The sequence below is a fragment of the Corynebacterium frankenforstense DSM 45800 genome, assembly GCF_001941485.1.
GTDB classification, from domain to species: domain Bacteria; phylum Actinomycetota; class Actinomycetes; order Mycobacteriales; family Mycobacteriaceae; genus Corynebacterium; species Corynebacterium frankenforstense.
In genome coordinates this window covers 1,287,070-1,310,610 of the sequence record NZ_CP009247.1, presented here as the reverse complement: position 1 = coordinate 1,310,610, position 23,541 = coordinate 1,287,070, and the positions used below count along the sequence as shown (strand labels likewise).

Annotated in this window: 25 protein-coding genes and 1 tRNA gene; 10 read left to right on the top strand and 16 right to left on the bottom strand. The window is 72.0% G+C overall.

Annotation, left to right across the window (positions count from 1 at the left end):
* Positions 1 to 3 precede the first annotated feature (3 nt).
* Positions 4 to 1,662 carry a formate--tetrahydrofolate ligase gene (locus CFRA_RS05695; RefSeq protein WP_075663826.1) on the bottom strand — a complete coding sequence of 553 codons (1,659 nt, stop codon included), beginning with the start codon at positions 1,660 to 1,662 and terminating at the stop codon, positions 4 to 6.
* Positions 1,663 to 1,696: 34 nt separating this feature from the next.
* Between CFRA_RS05695 and CFRA_RS05690 the strand changes: the two genes are divergently transcribed.
* Both CFRA_RS05690 and CFRA_RS05685 read left to right on the top strand, forming a co-directional pair.
* Positions 1,697 to 2,098, top strand: a complete 402-nt coding sequence (locus CFRA_RS05690) for a YidH family protein (protein ID WP_075663825.1) — start codon at positions 1,697 to 1,699, stop codon at positions 2,096 to 2,098.
* Positions 2,095 to 2,427: a DUF202 domain-containing protein gene (locus CFRA_RS05685; protein ID WP_075663824.1), complete on the top strand. Its 333-nt coding sequence runs from the start codon at positions 2,095 to 2,097 to the stop codon at positions 2,425 to 2,427. Before CFRA_RS05690 ends, CFRA_RS05685 begins: the two co-directional genes overlap by 4 nt.
* A 72-nt stretch (positions 2,428 to 2,499) precedes the next feature.
* Here CFRA_RS05685 and CFRA_RS05680 read toward each other — a convergent pair whose 3' ends face one another.
* From CFRA_RS05680 to CFRA_RS05645, 8 genes are all read right to left on the bottom strand, one after another.
* Positions 2,500 to 3,807, bottom strand: a complete 1,308-nt coding sequence (locus tag CFRA_RS05680) for an anaerobic C4-dicarboxylate transporter (protein WP_075663823.1) — start codon at positions 3,805 to 3,807, stop codon at positions 2,500 to 2,502.
* Positions 3,808 to 3,958: 151 nt separating this feature from the next.
* Positions 3,959 to 5,410 (bottom strand): aspartate ammonia-lyase, encoded by a 1,452-nt coding sequence (gene aspA, locus CFRA_RS05675; RefSeq protein ID WP_075663822.1) that lies wholly within the window; start codon positions 5,408 to 5,410, stop codon positions 3,959 to 3,961.
* Between the two features lie 302 nt (positions 5,411 to 5,712).
* Positions 5,713 to 6,558, bottom strand: coding sequence for an ATP phosphoribosyltransferase (gene hisG / locus CFRA_RS05670; protein WP_075663821.1), 846 nt, complete (start codon positions 6,556 to 6,558; stop codon positions 5,713 to 5,715).
* Positions 6,559 to 6,612: 54 nt separating this feature from the next.
* A complete protein-coding gene (locus tag CFRA_RS05665; protein WP_075663820.1) occupies positions 6,613 to 6,876 on the bottom strand; it encodes a phosphoribosyl-ATP diphosphatase in 264 nt (87 codons plus the stop codon).
* Between the two features lie 24 nt (positions 6,877 to 6,900).
* Positions 6,901 to 7,608, bottom strand: a complete 708-nt coding sequence (locus CFRA_RS05660; protein WP_075663819.1) for an HAD family hydrolase — start codon at positions 7,606 to 7,608, stop codon at positions 6,901 to 6,903.
* 60 nt (positions 7,609 to 7,668) lie between these two features.
* Positions 7,669 to 8,049, bottom strand: coding sequence for a hypothetical protein (locus CFRA_RS05655; protein WP_075663818.1), 381 nt, complete (start codon positions 8,047 to 8,049; stop codon positions 7,669 to 7,671).
* 23 nt (positions 8,050 to 8,072) lie between these two features.
* Positions 8,073 to 9,323 (bottom strand): cysteine--1-D-myo-inosityl 2-amino-2-deoxy-alpha-D-glucopyranoside ligase, encoded by a 1,251-nt coding sequence (gene mshC, locus CFRA_RS05650; RefSeq protein ID WP_075664905.1) that lies wholly within the window; start codon positions 9,321 to 9,323, stop codon positions 8,073 to 8,075.
* Between the two features lie 95 nt (positions 9,324 to 9,418).
* On the bottom strand, positions 9,419 to 10,246 hold the full coding sequence (locus CFRA_RS05645) for an undecaprenyl-diphosphate phosphatase (RefSeq protein WP_075664904.1): 828 nt from the start codon (positions 10,244 to 10,246) through the stop codon (positions 9,419 to 9,421).
* Positions 10,247 to 10,319: 73 nt separating this feature from the next.
* Here CFRA_RS05645 and CFRA_RS05640 point away from each other — a divergent pair, with 73 nt between their 5' ends.
* The 3 genes from CFRA_RS05640 to CFRA_RS05630 all read left to right on the top strand — a co-directional run bounded on the left by CFRA_RS05640 (position 10,320) and on the right by CFRA_RS05630 (position 13,516).
* Positions 10,320 to 11,219 carry an aldo/keto reductase gene (locus CFRA_RS05640; protein WP_075663817.1) on the top strand — a complete coding sequence of 300 codons (900 nt, stop codon included), beginning with the start codon at positions 10,320 to 10,322 and terminating at the stop codon, positions 11,217 to 11,219.
* Positions 11,220 to 11,275: 56 nt separating this feature from the next.
* Positions 11,276 to 12,310 (top strand): YncE family protein, encoded by a 1,035-nt coding sequence (locus CFRA_RS05635; RefSeq protein ID WP_083666865.1) that lies wholly within the window; start codon positions 11,276 to 11,278, stop codon positions 12,308 to 12,310.
* Between the two features lie 99 nt (positions 12,311 to 12,409).
* A complete protein-coding gene (locus CFRA_RS05630; protein WP_075663816.1) occupies positions 12,410 to 13,516 on the top strand; it encodes a quinone-dependent dihydroorotate dehydrogenase in 1,107 nt (368 codons plus the stop codon).
* Here CFRA_RS05630 and CFRA_RS05625 read toward each other — a convergent pair.
* Together CFRA_RS05625 and CFRA_RS05620 are read right to left on the bottom strand one after the other, a co-directional pair.
* Entirely contained in the window at positions 13,513 to 13,923 is a 411-nt protein-coding gene (locus CFRA_RS05625) for a hypothetical protein (RefSeq protein WP_245797706.1), read from the bottom strand. The two genes, CFRA_RS05630 and CFRA_RS05625, sit on opposite strands and share 4 nt — an antisense overlap.
* Entirely contained in the window at positions 13,920 to 14,465 is a 546-nt protein-coding gene (locus tag CFRA_RS05620) for a YbhB/YbcL family Raf kinase inhibitor-like protein (RefSeq protein WP_075663814.1), read from the bottom strand. The genes CFRA_RS05625 and CFRA_RS05620 overlap by 4 nt, the downstream gene beginning before the upstream one ends.
* A gap of 161 nt (positions 14,466 to 14,626) precedes the next feature.
* Between CFRA_RS05620 and CFRA_RS05615 the strand changes: the two genes are divergently transcribed.
* The 4 genes from CFRA_RS05615 to CFRA_RS05600 all read left to right on the top strand — a co-directional run bounded on the left by CFRA_RS05615 (position 14,627) and on the right by CFRA_RS05600 (position 16,891).
* Positions 14,627 to 14,712: transfer RNA gene (locus tag CFRA_RS05615), tRNA-Leu, on the top strand.
* A 76-nt stretch (positions 14,713 to 14,788) separates the two neighbouring features.
* Positions 14,789 to 15,445 carry a GNAT family N-acetyltransferase gene (locus CFRA_RS05610; protein ID WP_075663813.1) on the top strand — a complete coding sequence of 219 codons (657 nt, stop codon included), beginning with the start codon at positions 14,789 to 14,791 and terminating at the stop codon, positions 15,443 to 15,445.
* Positions 15,445 to 16,185, top strand: a complete 741-nt coding sequence (locus tag CFRA_RS05605) for a TVP38/TMEM64 family protein (RefSeq protein WP_075663812.1) — start codon at positions 15,445 to 15,447, stop codon at positions 16,183 to 16,185. The genes CFRA_RS05610 and CFRA_RS05605 overlap by 1 nt, the downstream gene beginning before the upstream one ends.
* A gap of 130 nt (positions 16,186 to 16,315) precedes the next feature.
* Complete coding sequence (locus tag CFRA_RS05600) at positions 16,316 to 16,891, top strand: MarR family transcriptional regulator (RefSeq protein ID WP_075663811.1); 576 nt, start codon at positions 16,316 to 16,318, stop codon at positions 16,889 to 16,891.
* A 71-nt stretch (positions 16,892 to 16,962) separates the two neighbouring features.
* Here CFRA_RS05600 and CFRA_RS05595 read toward each other — a convergent pair whose 3' ends face one another.
* From CFRA_RS05595 to CFRA_RS05585, 3 genes are read right to left on the bottom strand one after another with little or no spacing between them, the layout of a single operon-like run.
* A complete protein-coding gene (locus CFRA_RS05595) occupies positions 16,963 to 18,330 on the bottom strand; it encodes an SPFH domain-containing protein (protein WP_083666863.1) in 1,368 nt (455 codons plus the stop codon).
* 4 nt (positions 18,331 to 18,334) lie between these two features.
* Positions 18,335 to 18,763 (bottom strand): NfeD family protein, encoded by a 429-nt coding sequence (locus CFRA_RS05590; RefSeq protein ID WP_075663810.1) that lies wholly within the window; start codon positions 18,761 to 18,763, stop codon positions 18,335 to 18,337.
* 54 nt (positions 18,764 to 18,817) lie between these two features.
* Entirely contained in the window at positions 18,818 to 19,669 is an 852-nt protein-coding gene (locus tag CFRA_RS05585) for a DUF3097 domain-containing protein (protein WP_075663809.1), read from the bottom strand.
* A gap of 47 nt (positions 19,670 to 19,716) precedes the next feature.
* Between CFRA_RS05585 and CFRA_RS05580 the strand changes: the two genes are divergently transcribed.
* Positions 19,717 to 20,481, top strand: a complete 765-nt coding sequence (locus CFRA_RS05580; RefSeq protein ID WP_075663808.1) for a hypothetical protein — start codon at positions 19,717 to 19,719, stop codon at positions 20,479 to 20,481.
* Here the strand turns inward: CFRA_RS05580 and CFRA_RS05575 are convergent.
* The gene (locus CFRA_RS05575; protein WP_075663807.1) at positions 20,451 to 21,509 is read right to left on the bottom strand and encodes a ferrochelatase; all 1,059 of its coding nucleotides are present in this window, start codon (positions 21,507 to 21,509) and stop codon (positions 20,451 to 20,453) included. The two genes, CFRA_RS05580 and CFRA_RS05575, sit on opposite strands and share 31 nt — an antisense overlap.
* Positions 21,510 to 21,600: 91 nt before the next feature.
* Complete coding sequence (locus tag CFRA_RS05570; RefSeq protein ID WP_245797704.1) at positions 21,601 to 23,457, bottom strand: DIP1281 family NlpC/P60 protein; 1,857 nt, start codon at positions 23,455 to 23,457, stop codon at positions 21,601 to 21,603.
* Positions 23,458 to 23,541: the final 84 nt, after the last annotated feature.

Genomic DNA, 23,541 nt, shown 5'->3' with positions numbered 1-23,541 from the left:
GCCCTAGAAGAGGCCGGTGATGCGGCCGTCGGCGTCGATGTCGATGTTCTCGGCGGCCGGCTTCTTCGGCAGGCCCGGCATCGTCATCACGTCGCCGGTCAGGGCCACGACGAACCCGGCGCCGGTGCGCGGGACGAGCTCGCGCACGTGCAGGGTGTGGTTCTCCGGCGCGCCGAGGGCGTGCGGGTCGTCGGAGAAGGAGTACTGCGTCTTCGAGATGCACACCGGCAGCTTGTCCCAGCCGTTGGCCTTGAGCGCGGCCAGGTCCTTCTCCGCCCTGCGGGAGTACTCGACGCGGCCGGCGTGGTAGATCAGGAAGGCCACGCGCTCGATGGCGTTCTCGACGCCGTCGGCCGGGTCGTAGATCGGGTGCGAGCCCTCGCCCAGGCCGGCGAGCACCTTCTCGGCGAGCGCCTCGCCGCCGGCGCCGCCCTTGCCCCAGACCTCGGCCTCGGCGAGCTCGACGCCGAACTCGCGCGCCCAGTCCGCCATCCAGCGCCGCTCGGCCTCGGTGTCCGAGGGGAAGAGGTTGAGCGCGACGACGGGCTCGACGCCGAAGTGACGGATGTTCTCCACGTGGCGCTCGAGATTGGCGACGCCGCGCGCGAGGGCGTCGACGTCCTCGGCGTCCAGGTCGGCGCGGTCCACGCCGCCGTTGTACTTCAGGGAACGGATGGTCGCGACGACGACGGTGCCCGCGACGTCGAGGTCGCCGGCGCGGGACTTGATGTCGAAGAACTTCTCGGCGCCGAGGTCCGAGCCGAAGCCGGCCTCGGTGCACACGATGTCGGCGCAGTCGAGGGCGGCGCGGGTGGCGGCCAGCGTGTTGCAGCCGTGGGCGATGTTGGCGAAGGGGCCGCCGTGCACGAAGGCCGGGGTGCCGCCGAGGGTCTGCACCAGGTTCGGCAGCACGGCGTCCTTGAGCAGCACGGTCAGCGCGCCGGCCGCGCCGAGCTCGCCCGCGGTGACCGGCTCGCCGTCGTACGTGTAGCCGACGGTGATCGCCGCGAGGCGCTCCTTGAGGTCCGCCAGGCCGTCGGCCAGGCCGATGACGGCCATGATCTCGCTGGCGGCGGTGATGGTGAAGCTCGTCTCGGCGGGCACGCCGTGGGCGCGGCCGCCCAGGCCGGTGACCACACCGCGCAGGGCGCGGTCGTTGACGTCGATGCAGCGCTGCCAGGTGACCTGACGCGGGTCGATGTTCAGGCGGTTGCCCTGGTGGATGTGGTTGTCCACGAGCGCGGCCAGGGTGTTGGTCGCCGCGGAGATGGCGTGGAAGTCGCCGGTGAAGTGCAGGTTGATGTCCGCCATGGGCACGATCTGCGAGTAGCCGCCGCCGCAGGCGCCGCCCTTGATGCCCATCACGGGGCCCTGGGAGGGCTCGCGCAGGGCCGCGGCCGCGCGGTGGCCGAGACGGGACAGGGCGTCGGCCAGACCGATCAGCACGGTCGACTTGCCCTCGCCGGCCGGGGTCGGCGAGATGCCGGTGACCAGGACGAGCTTGCCCTTCTTACCGCGGTCCGGGAGCTTGGTGGGGTCCACCTTCGCCTTGTCGGTGCCGTAGGGGTGCAGCGCCTCGGCCGGGATGTCCAGCTTCGCGGCGATGTCCTGGATGGGCTCGAGGGTGTGGTCTTGCGCGATGTCAACGTCGGTGAGTGCCATGTGTGCCAGGTTACCCATCAGTCCCGCGGCTACCATGGTCGGTGTGACCGCCCAGGATTCTAGTAACGGAACTCACACCCGCTCGTGGCTGGCCCGCGTGGCACTCCCCCACGGCGACGAGCCGGACCCCCGCTTCACGCTGGCCAACGAGCGCACCTTCCTGGCCTGGACGCGCACCTCGCTGGCCTTCCTGGCCGGCGGCGTGGCGCTGGGCGCCTTCGAGCTCGAGGGGCTGCCACGCGACGTGCGCGTCGCGCTGGCCGTCTTCGTCATCGCCGTCGGGCTCGTCATCTCGCTGGGCGCGGCCGTGCGCTGGCTGCGCGTCGAGCGCGCGATGCGCGAGCACCGCCCCCTGCCGGTGCCGGCGATCGTGCCCGTGCTCTCGGCCGCCGCGGTGATCGCCTGCGCGGTGGCCGCCGGGGTGTTCCTCGCGTGAGCGGTGCTCCCGCGGTTCACGGCGACCCCGGCCTGCAGCCGGAGCGCACGAGCCTGTCCTGGTCGCGGACCGTGCTGGCGACGCTGACGGCCTCGGCGGTGCTGCTGCGCTGGATCCCGCTCTACGGCCCCGCGGTCTTCTCGCTCTACGTCGTGCTGCTGACGGTGGCGGGCACGATCCTGGCCCGGCAGCGTTCCCGCTACCGGCGCGAGGCGACGGGACTGGCCGCCGGGCGGGTCTCGGCCAACGTCGGCGGGGTGGCGCTGACGGCGCTGGCGATGGGCGTGCTCGGCGTCGGCGGCATCGTGCTCGTGCTCGTCGACGCGTGAGGCACCCGGCCCAAGACACGGGAACGGGCCCCGACCGGGAAGGTCGGGGCCCTTTGCGCCTGAGGCGGCGTCCTAGATGAGGACCGCGCCGAGGGCGTAGCAGAGCAGCACGGAGACCACGATCTGCAGGGTGCCCGGGACCAGGAACGGGTGGTTGAAGACCCACTTGCCGATCCGGGTGGAGCCCGTGTCGTCCATCTCGACCGCGGCGAGCAGCGTCGGGTAGGTCGGGAGGATGAACAGGGCGGAGACGGCCGGGAAGGCGGCGACGGCGGTCAGCGGGCTGACGCCGATGGCCAGGGCGGCCGGCATGAGCGCCTTCGCCGTGGCGGCCTGCGAGTAAAGCAGGGCGGCGGCGAAGAACATGACCACGGCCAGCAGCCACGGGGCGGTCTCGAGGACGTCACCGGCGAAGGCCTCGATCGACTCGATGTTGTCGTTGATGATCGTGGTGCCCAGCCAGGCGACACCGAGGACACAGACACAGGCCGACATGCCGGAGCGGAAGACCTGGGTGCCCAGGATCTCGCCGGCCGGGATCTTGGTGACCACGACGATCACGGTGGCAGCCAACAGCATGATGGACATAATGGCCTCGTTGCGCGGCAGGGTCGGATCCGTGATCAGGCCGACGTTGTCCGAGGTGATGGTGGCCCAGATGACCACGAGCAGGATCGCGACCAGGAAGGTGGCCACGGAGATCTTGCCCGAGCGGGTCGGCTTGTAGTCGGAGGTGACGGCCGGCGGGGCGACCAGGCCACGCTCCAGGCGGTCGAGGTAGACCGGGTCCTCCTCCAGCGGCTTGCCCAGCTTGTTGGCCAGGATGGCCGCCGGGAAGATCGCGAGGAAGGTCGCGGGGATGACGACGGCCAACAGGGTCAGGTAGCCCACGCCGAGCGGCTCCAGGATGGAGGCCATGAAGACCACGGCCGCGGAGATCGGCGAGGAGACGATGGCCATCTGCGAGGCCGGGACGGCCACGGACAGCGGACGCGACGGGCGGATCTTGCCCTCCTTGGCCACCTCGACGATGACCGGGAGGGTGGAGAAGGCGGTGTGGCCGGTGCCGGCGCACAGCGTCATCAGGTAGGTGACGATCGGCGCCCAGACGGTGATCTGCTGGGGGTTGCGGCGCAGGAACTTCTCGGCCCAGTGGACCAGCAGGTCCAGGCCTCCCGCGCGCTGCATCGCGGAGATGGCCGCGATGACGCACATGATGATGCCGATGACGTCGAACGGGATGGCGTCGAACTCCACCGGTACGCCGGTCAGGCCGAGCAGCAGCACACCTGCGCCGCCGGCGAAGCCGATCGCGATGGATCCGAGCCGGGCGCCGAGCACGATGGCGCCGAGGACGATGAGGATCTGAAGGATGATCACTTGCGGTTACTTTCTTGCGGCCCCGGGGACTTTGATCCGGGACGGGAGACGGGGACCGCCTCGACGCCGGAGAACACATTCGCGCAGGCGACGTGCCGCCGCCCGGCCGGAGCCGGGGGCGGTGGAGCGGTCACTGGGGATGGTACGGGACCTAGTCCTCGTCGTAGACCTTGCCCTGGTACTTCGGGTTCATCAGGTTCTCCTTCGAGAGGACCTTGTTCATGGTCTCCTCGTCGATGAGTCCCTTCTCCAGGACCAGTTCACGCACGGAGCGACCGGTCTCGGCGGCCTCCTTGCCCACGACATCGCCGTTGTGGTGACCGATGAAGGGGTTGAGGTAGGTGATGATGCCGATCGAGTTGTCGACGTAGGCCTGGCAGACGTCCTCGTTGGCGGTGATGCCGGTGACGCACTTCTCGCGCAGGGTGTCGGCGGCGTTGGTCAGGGTCAGCAGCGACTCGAACATGGCCTGGCCGACGGCCGGCTCCATGACGTTGAGCTGCAGCTGGCCGGCCTCGGCGGCCCAGGTGACGGTGATGTCGTTGCCGAAGACGCGGAAGCAGACCTGGTTGACCACCTCGGGGATGACCGGGTTGACCTTCGCGGGCATGATCGAGGAGCCGGCGGCACGCTCCGGCAGGTTGATCTCGTTGAGGCCGGCGCGCGGGCCCGAGGAGAGCAGGCGCAGGTCGTTGCAGATCTTCGACAGCTTCATCGCGGCGCGCTTGATCGCGCTGTGGGCCAGCACGTAGGCGCCGTTGTCGCTGGTGGCCTCGATGAGGTCCTCGGCGGAGACGACGTTGAGGCCGGTGTTCTCGGCCAGCGCCTTGGTGACCTCCTCGCGGAAGCCCTCCGGGGTGTTCAGGCCGGTGCCGATGGCGGTCGCGCCGAGGTTGACCTCGAGCAGCTTCTCCGCGGCGCTCTCCAGGATGGCGCGCTCCTCGGAGAGGTTGATCGCGAAGCCGTTGAACTCGGCGCCCAGGGTCATCGGGACGGCGTCCTGCAGCTGGGTGCGGCCCATCTTGAGCACGTGGGCGAACTCCTCGCCCTTCGCGCGGAAGGCGTCGCACAGCTTGTCGTAGGCCTCGATGAGCTTCTGCATCTCGGCGTAGACGCCGAGGCGGAAGCCGGTCGGGTAGGCGTCGTTGGTGGACTGCGCCATGTTGACGTCGTCGTTCGGGTTCAGGGCGTCGTAGTCGCCCTTCTCCTTGCCCAGGTGCTCGAGGGCCAGGTTGGCGACGACCTCGTTGGTGTTCATGTTCAGCGAGGTGCCGGCGCCGCCCTGGAAGACGTCGATCGGGAACTGGTCCATGCAGCGGCCCTCGTCGAGGATCTGGTCACAGGCCCAGACGATGGCGTCGGCCTTCTCCTTCGGCAGCACGTGCAGGCGGTGGTTGGCCATGGCGGTGGCCTTCTTCACCTCGACCATGCCGCGGATGAAGGAGGGGACGTCGTTGATGGTCTTGCCGGAGATCTTGTAGTTGTCGATCGCGCGCATCGTGTGGATGCCGTAGTACGCGTCGTCGGGGACCTCCATGGTGCCGAGGAGATCCTCCTCGACGCGGACGCCAGAGTCCTTGGTGGAGCCTTCAGAAGAAGTCATGGGTGTGAATTCCTTTCTGTATCGCCGCGATTCAGTGCCATCCCGGGCACGTCACCCCCTGGTGTGGGGGCCCGCGGCGCTGGCCGGGATGTTGCCCACCACCATACCGGAGTCAAAAGTACCTGTTACCCAGCAGTTTTCTGCACTTATAGGGCATTCATATGAGCAGAACGCCAGTGAGACGTATGGCAAGCCTCAGAAGTCCAGTTCAACGATTGATCACCCCCGAATGAGGCATAAGAAACGGCGCATGCAGTTGTGAAGAGAATTAACTGCACGCGCCCCGGTGACCCGGGTTGCACTCAGATACGGGCGATCCGCAGGTCGCTGGCGAGGATCGCCTCGGCGCCGACGGCCTGGAGACGGTCCATGACGTTGTTGGCCTCCTGGCGCGGGATCATCGCGCGCACGGCCACCCAGTTCTCGCGGGTCAGCGGCGAGATCGTCGGCCCGGTCAGTCCCGGGGTGATCTCCGAGGAGGCCTCGAGGTTCTCGCGGGCGATGTTGTAGTCGAGCATGACGTAGTTGTGCGCGTTGAGGATGCCCTGGAAGCGGCGCAGGATCACCTGGTGCTCCTCGGTCAGCTCGGCGTCGGCGCGGGCGACGACGACGGCCTCGGAGTCGCAGAGCACCTCGCCGAAGGGCTCGAGACCCTGCTTGCGCAGCGTACGCCCGGTCGAGACGACGTCGGCGATGGCGTCGGCCACGCCGAGGCGGATGGCGATCTCCACCGCGCCGTCCAGCCGGATGACCTCGGCGGAGATGCCGCGCTCGGCCAGGTCCGCGCGGACCAGGTTCGGGTACGAGGTCGCGATGCGCCTGCCGTCGAGCTTCTCCGGGGTCCACTCCTGCCCCGCCGGGGCGGCGTAGCGGAAGGTGGAGTTGCCGAAGCCCAGCGACATGACCTCACGGACGTCGGCGCGCGAGTCGCGGGCCAGGTCCCGGCCGGTGATGCCCAGGTCGAGGTGGCCGGCGGCGACGTAGATGGCGATGTCCTTGGGGCGCAGGAAGAAAAACTCCACCCCGTTGTCCCGGTCGACGACGTTGAGGGCCTTCGTGTCGCCGCGGCCGGAGTAGCCGGCCTCCTTGAGGATGCTGCTGGCGACCTCGGAGAGCGAGCCCTTGTTGGGGATGGCGATCTTGAGCATTGCGGTTTCAGTGACTCCTGGGGGTTGTTGCGTCGGGCGGGGTCGGCGTGCGGCTCACAGGTAGCGGTAGATGTCCTCGGGCTCGAGCCCGCGGGCCACCATGATCACCTGCGACCAGTAGACGAGCTGGGAGATCTCCTCGGCCAGCTCCTCGTCGGACTGGTACTCGGCGGCCAGCCACACCTCGCCGGCCTCCTCGTTGACCTTCTTGCCCAGGAAATGCATCCCCTTGTCGAGGGCCTCCACGGTCCCCGAGCCCTCCGGGCGGTTCTTGGCACGGTCAGCGAGTTCAGCAAACAGAGAGTCGAAGTTCTTCACGGCTTCATTATGGCACGCGCCGCGCTACACCCCCGACAGTCGGTCGAACCACACCCCCACCCGGTGGGCGTCGACGCCCACAAAACTGCGCTCGCCGTTGAGCTCGCCGAGGTCCGCCGCACCCGGCTGCGGGACCTGGTCCGGGTCCTCCGGCAGCCCGATGACCACGCAGCCGGCCTCGAGCGCGCCGGACATCCCGGCCAGTGAGTCCTCGAAGACGACGCAGTCCACGGGGCTGTTGCCCGTGCGCCGGGCGGCCTCGAGGAACATGTCCGGCGCCGGCTTGTAGCGGGCCACCTGGTCGCCGGTGACGGCGTCGGCGAAGAAGTCGCGCCCCACCGCGTCGATGGCGAGGTCGGCCAGCGGGCGCACCGTGTTCGTGGTGACCACGGCGGGCACCCCCGCAGACCTCAGATCACCGAGCAGGTCGCGCACGCCGGGCTTGGGCTCGAGGCGTTCGCGGAAGAGGTCGGCCACGCGGGCGAACATCTCCTCGCGCAGCCGGTCGGCGGTCGCCTCGTCGACGGTGACCCCGGCGTGCTCGGCGCAGATGCGCAGCGTGTTCGGGAAGGACCCGCCGATGGTCGCCTGCCGCAGCTCAGGGGTGAGCCGGCGGCCCAGCTTCTCGCTGAGCTCGAAGGTGGCGATCCCCCACAACGGCTCCGAGTCAACCATCGTGCCGTCCATGTCGAAGAAGACCGCCGCGGGCGTACGCCCCGTCGAAGCCGCCATGAGTATTCGTGCCACCTTTCCGCAGGATGTTTCCGGAAGGGGCAGCCTACCAGGCGGGACTCACTCGAGGACGGGCAGCGCCGTCAGCGTCTCGTCGGTCGCGCCGGTCGCGGCGGCGGCGTCGGTGATCAGCTCGTTGAGCTCGTCGAACTCCTCGGGCTCGAGGACGGCGTCGGCGTGCTTCGAGTTGAACGTGGTCAGCTCCTCGAGGGTGCGGGCGACCACGGGCTCGAGCAGCTCGGCCTCGGGGTCGTCGGGCACCCGGTCGAGGCGGTCGAGGAAGTCCTCGAGGATCCCGCGCAGCTCGCCCAGAGCGGAGGCGTCGTAGGGCGCCTCCCAGCTGTCCGTCTCGCCCTCGCGCAGGTACGCGCCGGTGGCGAAGGTCTCCAGGTCACTGATGTACTCGTCGATGCGGGGCTGGAAGTCAGCGCGGATGCTCATGGCGCCATTGTCACCGATTACGGCTAGACGTGCACGCCGAGCAGGGCGTGGACGGCCTCGGCGACGGTCTCCCCCGCCGGCCCTCGCCGCGCGCCGTCGTGCTTGACGACGTCGCGCGCCCACCCGTCGAGCGCCGCGAGCGCGCCCGGGGTGTCCAGGTCGTCGGAGAGCCGTTCGCGCAGCGCAGTGACGACGGCCTTGGCGGCGTCGGGGTCCTGGGCGGCGTCGGCCGCGGCGCGCCAGGCGGCCAGGCGCTCCTCGGCCTCGGCCAGCACGGCGTCGGACCAGTCGCGGTCCTCGCGGTAGTGCCCGGCGAAGACGCCGAGGCGGATGGCGGACGGGTCGTGGCCGGCGGCGACCAGGTCGGCGACGAAGACGAGGTTGCCCAGCGACTTCGACATCTTGGTGCCGTCGAGGGCGATCATGCCGCAGTGCACGTAGTGGCCGGCCATGCGCGCGACGTCGAGCCCCGCCTCCGCGTGGGCGGCGGAGTACTCGTGGTGCGGGAAGGCCAGGTCGCTGCCCCCGCCCTGGATGGCGAAGCTGGAGCCCAGCCGGTCGGTGGCGATCGCCGAGCACTCGACGTGCCAGCCGGGACGGCCCGGGCCGAAGGGCGAGTCCCAGGCGGGCTCGCCGTCGCGGTGGGCGCGCCAGATCAGCGCGTCGAGCGGATCGCGCTTGCCCGGGCGGTCCGGGTCACCGCCGCGCTCGGCGAAGGCGGCGGCCATCTCCTCGCGGGTGTAGTTGGACTCGTAGCCGAAGTTCTCGGTGGCGTCGACGCGGGCGTAGACGTCCGGGTACTCCGGGTCGTCGACGACGTAGGCCGCGCCCTTGTCCAGCAGCTTCTGCACGAGCACGACGATCTCGTCGACGGCCTCCATCGCGCCGATGAAGTCCTGCGGCGGGATGACCTCGAGGGCGGTCATGTCGCCGCGGAACTTGTCGATCTGCCCGTCGCCGAGCTCGCGCCAGTCCACCCCGTCGCGCTCGGCGCGCTCGAAGAGCGGGTCGTCGACGTCGGTGACGTTCTGGACGTAGTGGACCTCGTGGCCGTTGTCGAGCAGCACCCGGTGGGCCAGGTCGAAGGCGAGGTAGGTCGCCGCGTGGCCCAGGTGGGTCGAGTCATAGGGGGTGATGCCGCAGACGTAGAGGCCGACCGGGCCGGACGCCGGGATCTCGACGGGCTTGACCGCCTGGTCGGCGGTGTCGAAGAGCTTCAGCGGCACGGCGGTGCCGGCGGCGTGGGTGAGTTCGGGGCGGGGCCAGGATCGCATGGTCCACACTCTAACCGTCCGCCGCGACGCGGCGGCGGACAGGCGGCCTCACGTGGGCCGGCGGACCGGTACCGGCCGACGCGCGGCGGGCCGGCCTAGACCGGCTGGAGCACGCCGGTGGCCAGCAGCAGCATGACGATCAGGCCGGCCGGGATGCGGTAGGCGGCGAACCACGCGAACGAGTGGTTGGACACGAACTTCAGCAGCCAGGCGATGCAGACGTAGCCGAGCGCGAAGCAGATGACGGTGCCGACAGCCAGCTGCATGCCGGTGGCGGCCTGGCCGGCCTGCGGGTCGAAGGCGTCCGGCAGCGAGAACAGACCGGAGGCGAGCACGGCCGGGATGGCCAGCAGGAAGGAGAACCGGGTGGCCACCTCGCGGTCGAGGCCCAGGAAGAGGCCGCCGGAGATGGTGCCGCCGGAGCGCGAGACACCCGGGATCAGCGAGAGGCACTGCCACAGGCCCATCACGACGGCGTCCTTCATGGTCAGCTCCTCGAAGCCGCGGGTCTTGCGCCCCTGCCGCTCGGCGAGGATGAACACGAAGGAGAAGAGCACGAGCACGGTGGCGGTGATCCACAGGTTGCGCAGGTTCTCGCGGATGAGGTCCTTGCCGAAGAAGCCGATGAGGCCGACCGGGATGGTGCCGACGATGACCATCCAGCCCATGCGGTAGTCAAGGCCGCGGGCCCCGCGGTCGCGCAGGCCGCGGAACCAGCCGGTGAGGATGCGCCAGATGTCGCGGGCGAAGAAGACCAGCACGGCGGCCTCGGTGCCCAGCTGGACCACGGCGGTGAAGGAGGCCCCGGCGTCCTGGCCCCAGAAGAGCTCGGAGACGATCCGCAGGTGGCCTGAGGAGCTCACGGGCAGGAACTCCGTGAGTCCCTGCACGATGGAGAGCACGATCACCTGGGCCCAGCTCATGGCCTCCGGGGCGCCGGAGGCGAGCGTCGTCACGTCATTCACGCGGAACACCCTACCCACTAGGGTGGGGCGGGTGGAATCTCGCACCGTGGGCCGCTCCGGGCTGCGCGTCGGCGCCCTCGGACTGGGCACCGACGCCTGGGGCACGGCCACCCACTCCGACGACGCCCGGGCCATCGCCCGGGCCTTCCTCGACGCCGGCGGCAGCCTCGTCGACACCTCCCCCGCCTACGGCGCCGGGCGCGCCGAGGAGGTGCTCGCCCGCGTGCTGGCCGACCTGCCGCGCGAGGAGCTCGTCCTCTCCTCGGCCGCCGGCGTCGACCCGACCGCCCCGGTCGGTCGCCGCGTGGACTGTTCGCGGCGCAGCCTGCTCGCCCAGCTGGACCGCACCCTGACCCGGCTGGGCACCGACCACCTGGACCTGTGGTCGGTGGGCTACTTCGACCGGCAGACGCCGATGAGCGAGGTCACCGACACGCTCGCCGCGGCCGTCGCCTCCGGCAAGGTCCGCTACGCCGGGGTGCGCGACCACACGGGCTGGCAGCTGGCCTGCACGGCGGGTACCGCGGGCGCCGGCGGGATCGTCGCCGCGCAGGCCGAGTACTCGCTGCTCGTCCGCCAGCCCGAGGAGGACCTGGCCCCGGCGGCCGGCTACCTGGGCGTGGGGCTGCTGGCCCGCGCGCCGCTGGGCCACGGGGTGCTCGCGGGCGTCGCCCGCGGGGAGCTGCCGGCCGAGGCGCACCCGCTGCTGGGTGCCCGGGCCCGCACGATCGTCGACGCGCTGCGCACCGCCGCCGCGGGCCTGGGCGTGGACCCGGCGGTGGCCGCCCTGGCCTGGGTGCGCGACCGGCCGGGCGTGGCCGCTGCGGTGACCGGCCCGGCCGACCCCGCCCAGGCGCGGGCCGCCTTCGCCGCCGACGGGGTGCGCCTGCCCGCGGCGATCACCCGCGCGCTCGACGACGTCTCGGCCTGACGGGCGCCGACCGGCGGGGACGGGACGCCCCGGCGGCACTGCTAGGCTGGCTGTCTGTGAGAAAGCGCGCCATCGGCCTCCCCCTCCTCACCGCCGCCCTGCTGACGCTGACCGCATGCGGCGGGACGGACGGTCAGGACGGCACCGAAGAGAACATGGGCAACGCCCGCCCGGCGGTCTCCGACCCCGCCGGAGACGCACCCGACGGTGAGACGCTCGAGGCCCCGGACGGCCTCGGCGAGATCTCCGCGGCGGTCACCGACGGCGAGGTCGTCGGCCTGCGCGGGAGCGACGCGGTCGCCTTCGGCACCGTCGCCCAGCTGCGCGCGGGCGAGGCCGAGGTCGTCGAGACCGACCCCGCCTGCGGCACCCTGACCCAGGGCGCGGGCAGATTCGTCCTCGCCTGCGGCTCCGAGGTCCTCCTCTTCGACCCCGCGGACCCGGCCCGGCCCGAGCACCGCGACGTGGAGGGTGACGCCACCCGCGCCGCGCTCGTCGCCTCCGGCGAGCTGTTCACGGCCAACGCGGACGACCCCGAGATCGTCATGACCCGCCCGGACGGCTCGACCGAGCACATCGACGTCGAGGACCCGGCCACCGAGCTGGTCTCCGTGCCCGGCCGCGACGGCGGGCACGACGCCGTGGTGCGCACCTTCAACCCGGACACCACGATCCAGGACGTGGACTGGACCAACGACCCGCCGCGCCAGGGCGGCCGGCTGCGCGTCGGCCTCGGCGTGGGCACCGTCGCCCCCGGCGAGGACGACATCCTGCTCGCCGCCGACGCGACCGGCAGCCAGCTGGCGGTCTACACCACCGACGACGTCATCCGCCTGCACCAGACGATCCCCGTCGAGGGCGAGCCCTGGGCCGTCGCCTGGGACCCGCACGCGAAGCGCGCCTGGGTCTCCTCGCCCGGCGACCGCGGCCTGCGGGCCTTCGACCTCTCCTCCGGCAGCCCCGAGCAGACCACGCAGCTGCGCGCGGTGCCCGACGCGCAGAGCGTCGTCGTGCTTGACGACGGCACGCTGGTCGCCGTCTCCGCCACCGGTGCCGGCGTGCAGGTCGTCCCCGACGCCGCCGGCGCCTGAGCCCGCGCGCCTGAGCCTGGGCGCCTGAGCCTGGGCGCGCCCCAGACTGCGCGCTCCGTTCCACCCTCCACTTCCCTAACGAACCCGGGAGAATCCACCGTGACCCTCGACCTCCGTCACCGCGCCTACGCCGCCGCCCTGAAGGTGATGTTCCAGATCCCGCCGGAGCGCATCCACGGCATCATCATGTCCGCGCTGCGCGTCATGCAGAAGGTCGGCCCGGTGCGCACGGCCGTCTCGAAGATCTTCCCGGTGCGTGACCCGATCCTCGCCCAGGAGCTCTTCGGCCTGCGCTTCGAACGCCCGCTGGGCCTGGCCGCCGGCTTCGACAAGGCCGCCGAGGTCGCCGACGTCTGGGAGGCCTGCGGCTTCGGCTACGCCGAGCTGGGCACCGTGACCGCCAAGGGACAGCCGGGCAACCCGGCCCCGCGCCTCTACCGCCTGCCGGCGGACAAGGCCCTGCTCAACCGCATGGGCTTCAACAACCCGGGCGCGGCCGCGGCGGCGGCCAACCTCAAGGCACGCCGCGGCGCGGGCGTGATCGCCATCAACATCGGCAAGACGAAGGTCACCCCGGCCGAGGAGGCCGTCGACGACTACCGCACCAGCGCCCACCTGCTCGGCCACCTGGCCGACTACGTGGTGGTCAACGTCTCCTCCCCCAACACCCCGGGCCTGCGCGATCTGCAGGCCGTCGAGGCGCTGCGCCCGATCCTCGCCGCCGTGCAGGAGGAGACCGACACCCCGGTGATGGTCAAGATCGCCCCGGACCTCTCCGACGAGGACGTCGACGCCGTGGCGGACCTGGCACTCGAGCTCGGCCTGGCCGGTGTCGTGGCGACCAACACCACGATCTCGCGGGACAACCTGGAGACGGACCCCGACGAGGTCGCGGCCATGGGCGCCGGCGGGATCTCCGGGCCGCCGCTGGCCGCCCGCGCACTCGAGGTGCTCGAGCGCCTGCACGCCCGGCTCGCCGACAGCGACGTCGTGCTCGTGGCCTCCGGCGGCATCTTCACCGCCGAGGAGGCCTGGGCGCGCATCGCCGCGGGCGCGAGCCTGCTGCAGGGATACACGGGCATGATCTACGGCGGCCCGGACTGGATCCGCGACATCCACCGCGGCCTGGCCGAGCAGCTGCGCCGCCAGGGCATGAACAACATCGCCGAGGCGGTCGGCTGCCGGAAGGCCTGGCTGGCCGCCTAGGCGAAGCTGCGCCGGATGAGCCAGGCGCACACGCCCGCCACGACCACGAGCCCGAGCACCCAGTGCTGGGCGGTGGCGTAGGCGGGCTCCGGGGGGAGAAAACGGCTCGCGACGACGAGCAGCACCGCCACGATCAGGGCGATGACCTTGGCACGGCTGCCGGGCTCGTCACGCCGGGTCGTGGCGAAGGCGCCGAGCAGCGCGCCCGCGAGCAGGATCGTGAGCACGCGCGGGGTGAACTCGAAGGGGGAGCCCACACCCTCGCCGACGACGTCGAGGACGAGCAGCAGCAGGGCCACCGCGGCGACGCCGAGGAAGGCGCCGCCGACGCGCAGCCCGGCCGGCACGGCACCGTGGTCTCCCGTGCGGCCGTCCGCGCGCGGTGCCCCATGTTCCGGGGCGCTCACTCGTTCTCGTGCCAGCCCCAGAGGATGGCGCGTCCGATGGCGTGGAAGTACAGGTTGAAGCCGAGCACCGTCGGGGTGGCGTCCGCGTCGACGTCCAGGTGCTCGACGTCCACGGCGTGCACGGCGAACAGGTAGCGGTGCGGGCCGTGGCCGGGCGGCGGGGCGGCGCCGGCGAAGGCGCGCGACCCGCCGTCGTTGCGCAGGGCGGTCACCCCGTCGATGCCGAGGTCGTCCTCCGCTCCCGCGCCGGTGGGCAGGCCCTCGGTGGACACCGGGATGTTGAAGGCGGCCCAGTGCCAGAAGCCGGCCGCGGTCGGGGCGTCCGGGTCGTAGCAGGTCACCGCGAGCGACTTGGTGCCCTCGGGCAGGCCGGACCAGGACAGCTGCGGCGAGACGTTCCCGGCGTCCGTCTGCGCGGCCGGCAGCTGCGCGCCGTCCTCGATGTCCTCGGAGGTCAGCTCGAAGCCCGGGAGGTCCTTCAGGGGCGCGTAGGGGTCCGGGCCGGGGAAACGGGGGTCGTTGGCGTAGTCGTGGTTGCTCATGCCCCCGTTTGTACCTAAACATGCGCCGTCGCGGGGGCGTTTTCGCCCACGCGGGGGCGACGGGACGTCGGAAAGCGGTGTGAACTGGCAATTTGTTCCGAGAACCGGGTTCGGGTTAAGGTGTTCCTCGTTGCGCGCCGCGATGCGGCGACGACCACCCTGCCCGGGTGGCGGAATGGCAGACGCGCTAGCTTGAGGTGCTAGTGTCCTATTAACGGACGTGGGGGTTCAAGTCCCCCTCCGGGCACGATCCGATCCCGGGTCACCGTCTGACGGTGGCCCGGGATCACGCGTATGCGCGGCCGCATCTAGAATCGACGGTCGTGACTGTATCCGTGAGAAGCTACCGAGACACTGACCACGACGACGCGATCAAGATCCTCGTCGACGCCTTCGAGGACGACCCGTCCTTCCGCCGCGTGACACCGCTGGCGCGCGGGTTCGGCCACCGGGAGACGCTCGAGCGGATGCTCTCCGCCCAGATCAGGCGCCACTACCTGCCGCACGGCCGCATCGACGTCGCCGTCGACGGCGAGACCGACGACGCCACCCCGCTCGGCGTCGCGCTGTGGAGCACCCCCGACGACGAGCCGGGGCCGGTGGAGAAGATCTCCGCGATCAAGGACTGGGTCTCCCTCTTCGGCCGCCACGCCGCCACCGCCGTGCTGCGCGACCGTCAGGAGTCCTCCTTCGAGCCGCGCTTCGCGCACTGGTACCTCTACACCCTGGCCGTCTCCCCCGCCGCGCAGCGTCGCGGCGTGGGCACCGCGCTGCTCAACCACGGCCTCGAGCGCGCCGGCGACGAGGCGGTCTACCTCGAGGCGAGCACCCCCGACGCCGCCAACCTCTACGAGCGCCTCGGCTTCGTGCCCATGGGCCGCCTGCCCAAGCACGGCGAGGGTGTCCACGAGATGGGCATGTGGCGCCCGCCGGTGATCAAGGCCCCGAAGCCGGGCCGTGGCCCGGCCGCGGAGGGGTGATGGCCGCTCTCGGCCGCTGGGTGCGCAGCTTCACCGGCTTCGTGCTCGGGCTCGTCGCCGACGCCTGGCGCACGGTGCTGGGCTGGCCGGTGCACCGCAAGGTGCTGGTGGCCGCCGCGCTCGGCGCGTTCATCGTGCTGACGCTGACCGTGGACCTGCCCAGCCTGGCCACCCTGCGGGCGTGGTCGGACTCGGCCGGCGACTGGTTCGTCGTCGCCTTCTGGCTGTTCTACGTCGCGGTCACCCAGCTGCCCGTGCCGCGCACCTTCCTGACGCTGGCCTCGGGCATCCTCTTCGGGCCCTGGACCGGGGCGCTGGTGGCCGTGACCGCCACGACGGTCTCCGCCGTGGTCTCGCTCGGCGTGGTGCGCGGCCTGATCGGCGAATGGATCCGCCCACGGCTGGACCACCCGGCCGTGGCGGGCATCAACGCCCGGCTGCGTCAGCGCGGCTGGCTGGCCGTCGGCTCCCTGCGCATGATCGCCGGGGTGCCCTTCTTCGTGCTCAACTGCGCCTGCGCGCTCTCGCCGGTGCGCGTGCTGCCCTACGCGGTGGCCACCTGCGTGGGCTCCGCCCCCGGCACCGTGGCGCTGGTCTTCTTCGGCGACACGCTGACCGGGCACGCCGACCCGGTCGTCATCGCCTTCACCGTGGCGCTCGCGCTGGTCGGGCTCGTCGGCCTCGCCGTCGACCACCGGATGCCGGTACAGTCGGGAGGCAGATCAAGGGTGGAGGCCTGACCGGCCTCGCTGTCGAACGCCATTCGGCTGCCGGCCCGATGCCGGTCGGCGGGCTGGCGCCCAGCGCATCGTTGACCGGCGCCGCTTTTCCCCCTTCTCCCCTTTCCCGCCTGATTCCGGAGGTGTCCCCGTGCTCGCCCTGCACGCCCGCTACCGCGGCCGCAGCACCCACCGCGCCGAACTGGTGCGCCGCAGCGCCGAGGCGCTGGCCACGCTGCCGGGCGTCGGCGAGTTCGAGCGGCTGGGCGTCGAGGACATCCGGGCGCGCGTGGAGACGCCCGAGAGCCTCTGCGACACCGTCATGGCGCTGCTCTCCGACGGCGAGTGGGCCCTCGGCCTCGGCGTGACCGACGCCGCCCACGACGCGGCCGAGGCGGCCACCGCGGCGTTGGGCAGGGCGGCGCGCCCGGGCCTGGTGCGCGCCCGCGTCCTGCCGGACGCGACCGGCACCGCCGGCGGCGACATCGCGGCGGTCTTCCTGCTGCTCGGCCAGGTGCTGGCCAAGCGCTCCCTGGAGGGCCGCGAGGCGACCTCCCTGATGCGCACGGGCATGAACCAGATCGAGGCCGCCGAACGCCTGGGCATCACCAAGCAGGCCATCTCCCAGCGGCTGCGCGCGGCCGGCTGGCAGGCCGAGAACGCCGGGTGGCAGCTCGCGGTCAACCTGATCCGGGCGGCCCAGAAGGCGACCCCGGAAGAGGGCTGAGACAGGACTGACCGGCGCCGCGGTGGCGCCGGTCAGTACGGGGTGGTGCGGGTCAGCGCTGCACCGCAGCGCTAACGGTGTTCGTCGGGACGGCCGTGCCGCGGGGCGGGCCGCCCCTGGGGCGACTGCGGCCCGGTACCCCACACGTCGTCGCTGAGCGCGGGCCCGTCGCTCGGCTGCGTCGGCGCGGCGATGCCGCGGTCCGGGGCACCCGCGGCCGTCGCGGCACCCGTGCCGGCACCGACGCCCGCGTCCCGGGCGTCCCCCGCGTCTCCGGCGTCCCCGTCACGTCGGCGGGACGTGGCGGCCTTGGGGGCCTTCTCCTCGCCGGAGAGCGGCATCTCCGGGTCGACGGGCTTGTTGGCCACGGCGTTGGCGGCGGCCACGGCGGCGGCGATCTCCGGGTCGGACTCGGTGGAGAACCACTGCTCGGTGTCGCCCTCCTCGGCCATCTCGCGGGTCTCCGCGTCGACGTCGGCCGGCTCGTAGCGGAAGACGCCGTCGTCGTCCCTGTTGCTGAACGCCTTGGCGAACTGCTCGAGGGTGTCGCCGAACTGCGACGGGATCATCCACATCGTGGAGGCCTGGCCCTCGGCCATCTTCGGCAGCTTCTCCAGGTACTGGTAGGCCAGCACCTCCGGGGTCGGCTTCGAGGTGCGGATGGCCGCGTTGACCTTCTGGATCGCGCGGGCCTCACCCTGGGCCTCGAGGTAGCGGGCGGCACGGCGGCCCTCGGCGAGCAGGATCTCGGACTGGCGCTCGGCCTCGGCGGCCAGGATCGCGGCGTGCTTCTCGCCCTCCGCGGCCAGGATGCGGGCCTGCTTCTCGCCCTCGGCGGTCTTGATGTCGGCCTCGCGCTGTCCCTCGGCGGTGAGGATCGTCGCGCGCTTCTCGCGGTCGGCCTTCATCTGCTTCTCCATCGACTGCTGGATGGAGGGCGGCGGGTCGATGGCCTTCAGCTCGACGCGCGAGATGCGCAGGCCCCACTTGGTGGTGGCCGCGTCCAGCTCGCCGCGCAGGCGGCGGTTGATGACCTCACGGGAGGTCAGGGTCTCCTCCAGGGTCATGCCGCCGACGACGTCGCGCAGCGTGGCCACGGAGATCTGCTCGACGCCGACGATGTAGTTGTCCACGCCGTAGATGGCGCGGGCCGGGTCGTTGATCTGGAACGTGACCACGATGTCGATGGCCACGGTCAGGTTGTCCTCGGTGATGACGGCCTGCGGCGGGAAGGACACCACGCGCTCACGCGTGTCCACCCGGGCGCGGACCCGGTCGATGAAGGGGACGAGCAGCGTGATGCCGCCCGAGACGGTGCGGGTGTACCGGCCGAGCCGCTCGATGACCGCCGCCTCGCCCTGGGGGATCAGGGCGATGGACTTGAAGACGACGAGAGCGACGAAGACCAGGATCACCAGCAGGACGATCAGGCCTGCCATGGGGTCAGGGCTCCTTCCAGACGACGGCGGTGGTGCCGTCGATGCGAACGACGGTGACGGAGTCCCCCGCGCCGAAGGTCACGGACGGGTCCATCGAGCGCGCCGACCAGATCGAGCCGTCGAGGCGGACCTGACCGTTGTGGGCGTCGGTGGGCTCGAGCACCTCGGCCGACCGCCCGACGAGGGCGCGCGGCGAGGTGTCCAGGGCGAGGGGCTTCTGCATCTTCCGGCGCAGCCAGGGGCGCAGGAAGACGATGAGACCGATCGAAACGACGGCGAACACCAGCACGTTGGCCCACTCCGGCACGCCGGCCAGCGACGTCCCGGTCGCGGCCAGGGCACCTGCGGCGAGCATGAGGAAGGTGAATTCCCCGGCGGCGAGCTCGAGACCCGCGAGCACCAGGGCGCCGATGAACCAGACGATCGTTCCCATGGGCACCAAGGTACCGCAGGTCCGCGGCCTCCGGGACCCCTGGCGCGCAGCTTTTCAGCCGGCGGCGTCGGCCTTGCTCAGCGAGGGGTCGGTGACGAAGTCGACGAGGCGCTCGACGGCCCCGATCAGCGAGGAGTCGAGGTCGCGGAAGTTGTGCACGGCCGCGTACACCCGGCTCCACCCCTCCTTGGGGTCGGACCAGCCGAGGCGCTCGCACACGCCGGTCTTCCAGTCCTCGCCGTAGGGCACGTCCGGCCAGGCGCGGATGCCGACGCTGGCGGGCTTGACCGCGGCCCAGACGTCGATGAACGGGTGGCCGGTGACCAGCACGTGCTCGCCCACGCCCTCGACGAGGCGGGACTCCTTGGAGCCCTTGACCAGGTGGTCGGCGAGCACGCCGACGCGGCGGCCGGGGCCGGGGCGGAACTCGGCGAGGCGCTCGGGCAGGTTGTCCAGGCCCTCGAGGTACTCGACGACGACGCCCTCGACGCGCAGGTCGTGACCCCAGACCTTCTCGACGATCGCGGCGTCGTGGATGCCCTCGACCCAGATGCGCGAGGGCGCGGCGACCTTGGCCTCGACGTCGCGCACGCGGCGCGAGCCGGAGTTGGAGTGGGTCGGCGGGGCCGGCGCGGCGGCGACGTCGCGCACGAGGGTGACCCGGCGGCCCTGGTGCAGGAAGCCGCCCGGGCGCAGCCGGAAGACTCGCGTGGTGCCGTAGCGGTCCTCGAGGCGGACCAGCTCGCCCTCGACGGCGCGCTCGGTGCCGATGACCGCACCGACGAAGTTCTGCCCGAAGACCTCGACGACGGTGCCGCGCTCGGCGGGCAGTTCCGGGTAGGTCGCGGGGCGGTTGCGCGCGTGGCCGGAGAGGATGTCGCCGGCGTAGGGGTCGTGGAAGCTCATGGCCCCACAGCCTATCCCCCGCGCGGGCCCGCCTAGAGTGGCTGGCCGTGAGCATCCGCGAGACCGTCTACTCCCCGCTGCAGAACGCCGTCGTCTGGCTGGCCGCCGGACTGCACGGCCACGAGCCCGCCGACTCCGTGCTCGGTGCACTGACCGAGCTCTTCGGTCCCGGGCAGACGCTTGACGACGCCGCGCCCCTCACCGGTGTGCTGGCCTTCCTCCGTCGGTGCGGCGCACACGAGACGGACGCGGGGATGCGCCTGGTGCTCTCCGGCCCGGGCGACGCCCCGCGCCTGCCGGCCGGTTCCCCGGCGGCGGCCGCCGCCGCGGCCGGGCCCGGAGCCGTGGTCGTCGAGGGCACGGACCCGACCGTCTACCACGCGCTGGTGCCGCGGGTGCCGGGAGACGGCTCCCCGGTGGTCTGGGAGCGCTTCAGCGGACCGGCTCCCCTGCCCGCCCCGGACTACCTCTCCCCGGGCGAGGCCGACCGGCTGCTGACGCAGGCCACGGACCGGGCCACCGACCTCATCGACGCCGTGGGCTACCGCCCGGACCCGAAAGTAAAGTCCCCACGGTTGACCGTGGGGACTCTGGGCGACTTCTACGACACGCCCGGGCTGCCCGGGTCGGTGCCGCCGCGGGCGGCGAAGCTCTTCGCGCGCGCCGACCGGGTCGCCGCGATCGTCGAGACGCTCACCGAGCGCATCGGCGACCACAGCCTGGACCCGCAGCTGCTGGCCCTCGGCGGGCCGGTGCGCCGGGCCCGGGTGGCCGGCGTGGACTACGCGGTGCGCGAGCTGGCGCGCGGGTAGGCGTCCACGGGCTCGCCGTCGACGCTCACACCCCAGGCGGGCATGTCGCCGCGGACCTCGATGTCCCGCAGGCCGGCCGCCTCCTCCATGAGGTCGACGACGACGCGGGCGAAGGGCCCGGTGGTCCCGGCGGTGCGGGAGCGCTCGAGGTGCACGCCCATCTCGTCGCAGGCCTGCTTCAGCTCGGTGTCGAGGTCCCAGACGACCTCCATGTGGTCGGAGATGAAGCCGACCGGGCAGTTGAGCACCGCGCCGAGGCCCTCCTTCTCGTGGAGCCCGGTGACGAAGTCAACGACGTCGGGCTCGAGCCAGGGCTGGTGCGGCGGACCGGAGCGCGACTGCCAGACCAGGTCGTGCTCGGACTCGCCGGCCGCGGCCGCGACCAGACGGGCGGCCTCGCGCACCTGCGACTCGTAGACCTCGGACTCCGCCGGGCCCTCGCCCTGGCCGCGGTCGGTCACCGGCACGGAGTGCGCGGTGAAGACGAGGCGCGCGTCCTCGTCGGCGCCGAACTTCGCGCGGGCGTCGCGGATGCCGGCGGCCATCTCGTCGATGAAGCCGGGGTGGTTGAAGAACTGGCGCAGCTTGGTGAACTCCAGCTCGGGGGCGCCGCGCTCGGCGAGGTGCGCGCGGGCGCGCCGGATGTCCTCGTCGTACTGGCGGGCCCCGGAGTACCCGCCCCACGCGGAGGTGGCGAAGACGAGGGGGTGGCGCACGCCGTCGGCGGCCATGCGCTCGGCGGTGTCCTCGAGGAAGGGGTGCCAGTTGCGGTTGCCGAAGTAGACCGGCACGTCGATGCCGCGCCGGTCCAGCTCGGCCTCGATGTTGGCGATCATCTCCTTGTTCAGCCGGTTGATCGGACTGACACCGCCGAAGTGGTAGTAGTGCTCGCCGACGACCTTGAGCCGTTCGACGGGGATGCCGCGGCCCCGGGTGACGTTCTGGAGGAAGGGGATGACCTCCTCGTCCGCCTCCGGACCACCGAAGGAGAGCACGAGCAGCGCGTCGTAGGGGAAACCTTGGTTCATGCGCACGATGCTACGTCAACCTTTTGATCACGCAAAAACGGGGCCCGCGCGGTGCGCGAACCCCGTGGCCTGCGGGTTTTTATATTCCGGGTCAGATCAGGCGGACGGCGCTGGGCGACATGCCCGACCAGCGCACCGGCGAGATCTGGACGGTCGAGCCGGACTGCGGGGCCTCGATCATCTGGCCGTCACCGAGGTAGATGGCCACGTGGTGGTTGCCGGCGGGGCCGTAGAAGATCAGGTCGCCGCGCTGCATGCTCGACGGGTCGACCTTGGTGCCGCGCTGGTACTGGTAACCGGTGTAGTGCGGCAGCGAGATCCCGACGCCGGCGAAGGCGTAGAGGACCAGGCCCGAGCAGTCGAAGCCGATCTTGTTGTAGTCGCCGTAGGAGTCCGCCACGCCGCCGTCGCGGATGCCCTTGGTCGGGCCGCTGGCGTTGCCGCCGCCCCAGGCGTACGGCATGCCGATCTGCGACTTGGCGCGCGCGATGACGGTCTCGATGCGCTGCTCGCGGGAGCCGTCGACGCTGCCCGAGACCTCCTCGGAGACCTCGTCGGCGGTCTCCAGGGTCGGCCCGCCGATCGACTGGCCGGTGGAGTCGCCGGACTGGGAGGTGGTGGACTCGGAGGTGGTGGTCTCCTCGGCCGTCTCGGTGGCCCCGCCGGTCGCCGTGGCGGTGGGCTCGGCCTGGGTGGTGGTCGTCGCCTGGGTCGACTCAGCGGCGGTCTCGCCGGCCGTCTCAGTGGCCCGGGTGCTGGTGGCCGCCTCGCTGGTCTGCGTGGCCTGGGCGGTCGCGGAGGTCCCGTTACCCTGCGTCGTCTCGCCGGTCGCGGCGGTGCCCGAGGGGTTCTGGACGGCGGCGATGTCGCCGGCGGCCGCGTCCTCACCGCTGGGGTACGGGTTGTCGAGCGTGTTGTGCTCGGGCTGGGTCGCGGCGACGGCCTCGGCGGCCTTCTCCGCGGCCGCGGTGGCCTCACGCTCGCGCTGGGCGGCGTCCTCGGCCTCCTTGCGGGCGCGCTCCTGCTCCTCGGCGGCGGCCTGCTCGCGCTCGGCCTTGGCCTTGGCGGCCGCCGCCTCGCGGGCCTTGTCCTCGGCCTCCTTACGCTCCTGCTCGCGCTGCTCGTACTCGCGGTACTCCTCGCGCTCGCGGTCCAGGTTCTCGGAGTGGCCGCGGGCCGCGTCGAGCTCGCCCTGCGCCTCGTCGCGCTGGGCGACGAGCTGCTCGCGCTCGGCGTTCTTCTGCTCGAGCTCGCGGGAACGCTCGTCGATCTCGGCGCGCGCGTCGGTCTGCGCCTGCTCGGCGGCGACCTCGCGGTCCTCGGCGACGTCGCGGGCCTCGCGCAGGCGGGACTCGCGGTTGGCGGTCTCGGTGCGCAGGCGGTCGAGCTCGTCGACGGCGGCGCGCTGCTTCTCGGCGTTCGTGCGCAGGTAGGTGCGGCGGTCCAGGCCGTCATCGCTGGTGGCGTTGCCGGAGACGCCGGAGACCGGCGCGGAGGCGCCACGGCGGTAGGCGGTGCGGGAGATCTCGTCGAGCTTGTCCTGGGCCGAGCTCATCTCGCCCTGGACCTGGTCGAGCTCCGCGCGGGCCTCCTTGACGGCCTGGCGGGCCTGCTCGGCCGAACCCTGGGCGTCGTGGAGGTCGACGAGGGTCTTGTTGATCTCCTCGCGCAGTCCGCCCATGTCGAGCTCGAGGTTCGCGATCTCCTCCTCCTTGCTCGACAGCGCCCCGGCCGCGGCGGCCACTCCGCCGGTGCCGGCGTCGACGGCCTGCTGGGCCTGCGCCAGCTCGGCGGGCTCCGGGTTGCGCGGGACCGCGCCCGCGACGGCGGAGGTGGCGACCATCACCGCGGAGACGGTGGTCGCCACGGCGACACGCGCGCAGGCGCCGACCCGGCGCCCGGCGCGGGCCGGCGTGTGCGTCTGATCGGCGTTCAGAGAGTAAGCCACGTAAATCTCCTGTCAGTCCCCCGGCGGACTTTCAAGTCAACGGCCTTGACCCGGGGATGGGGCGCACGGCGTGCGTCCCGTCTT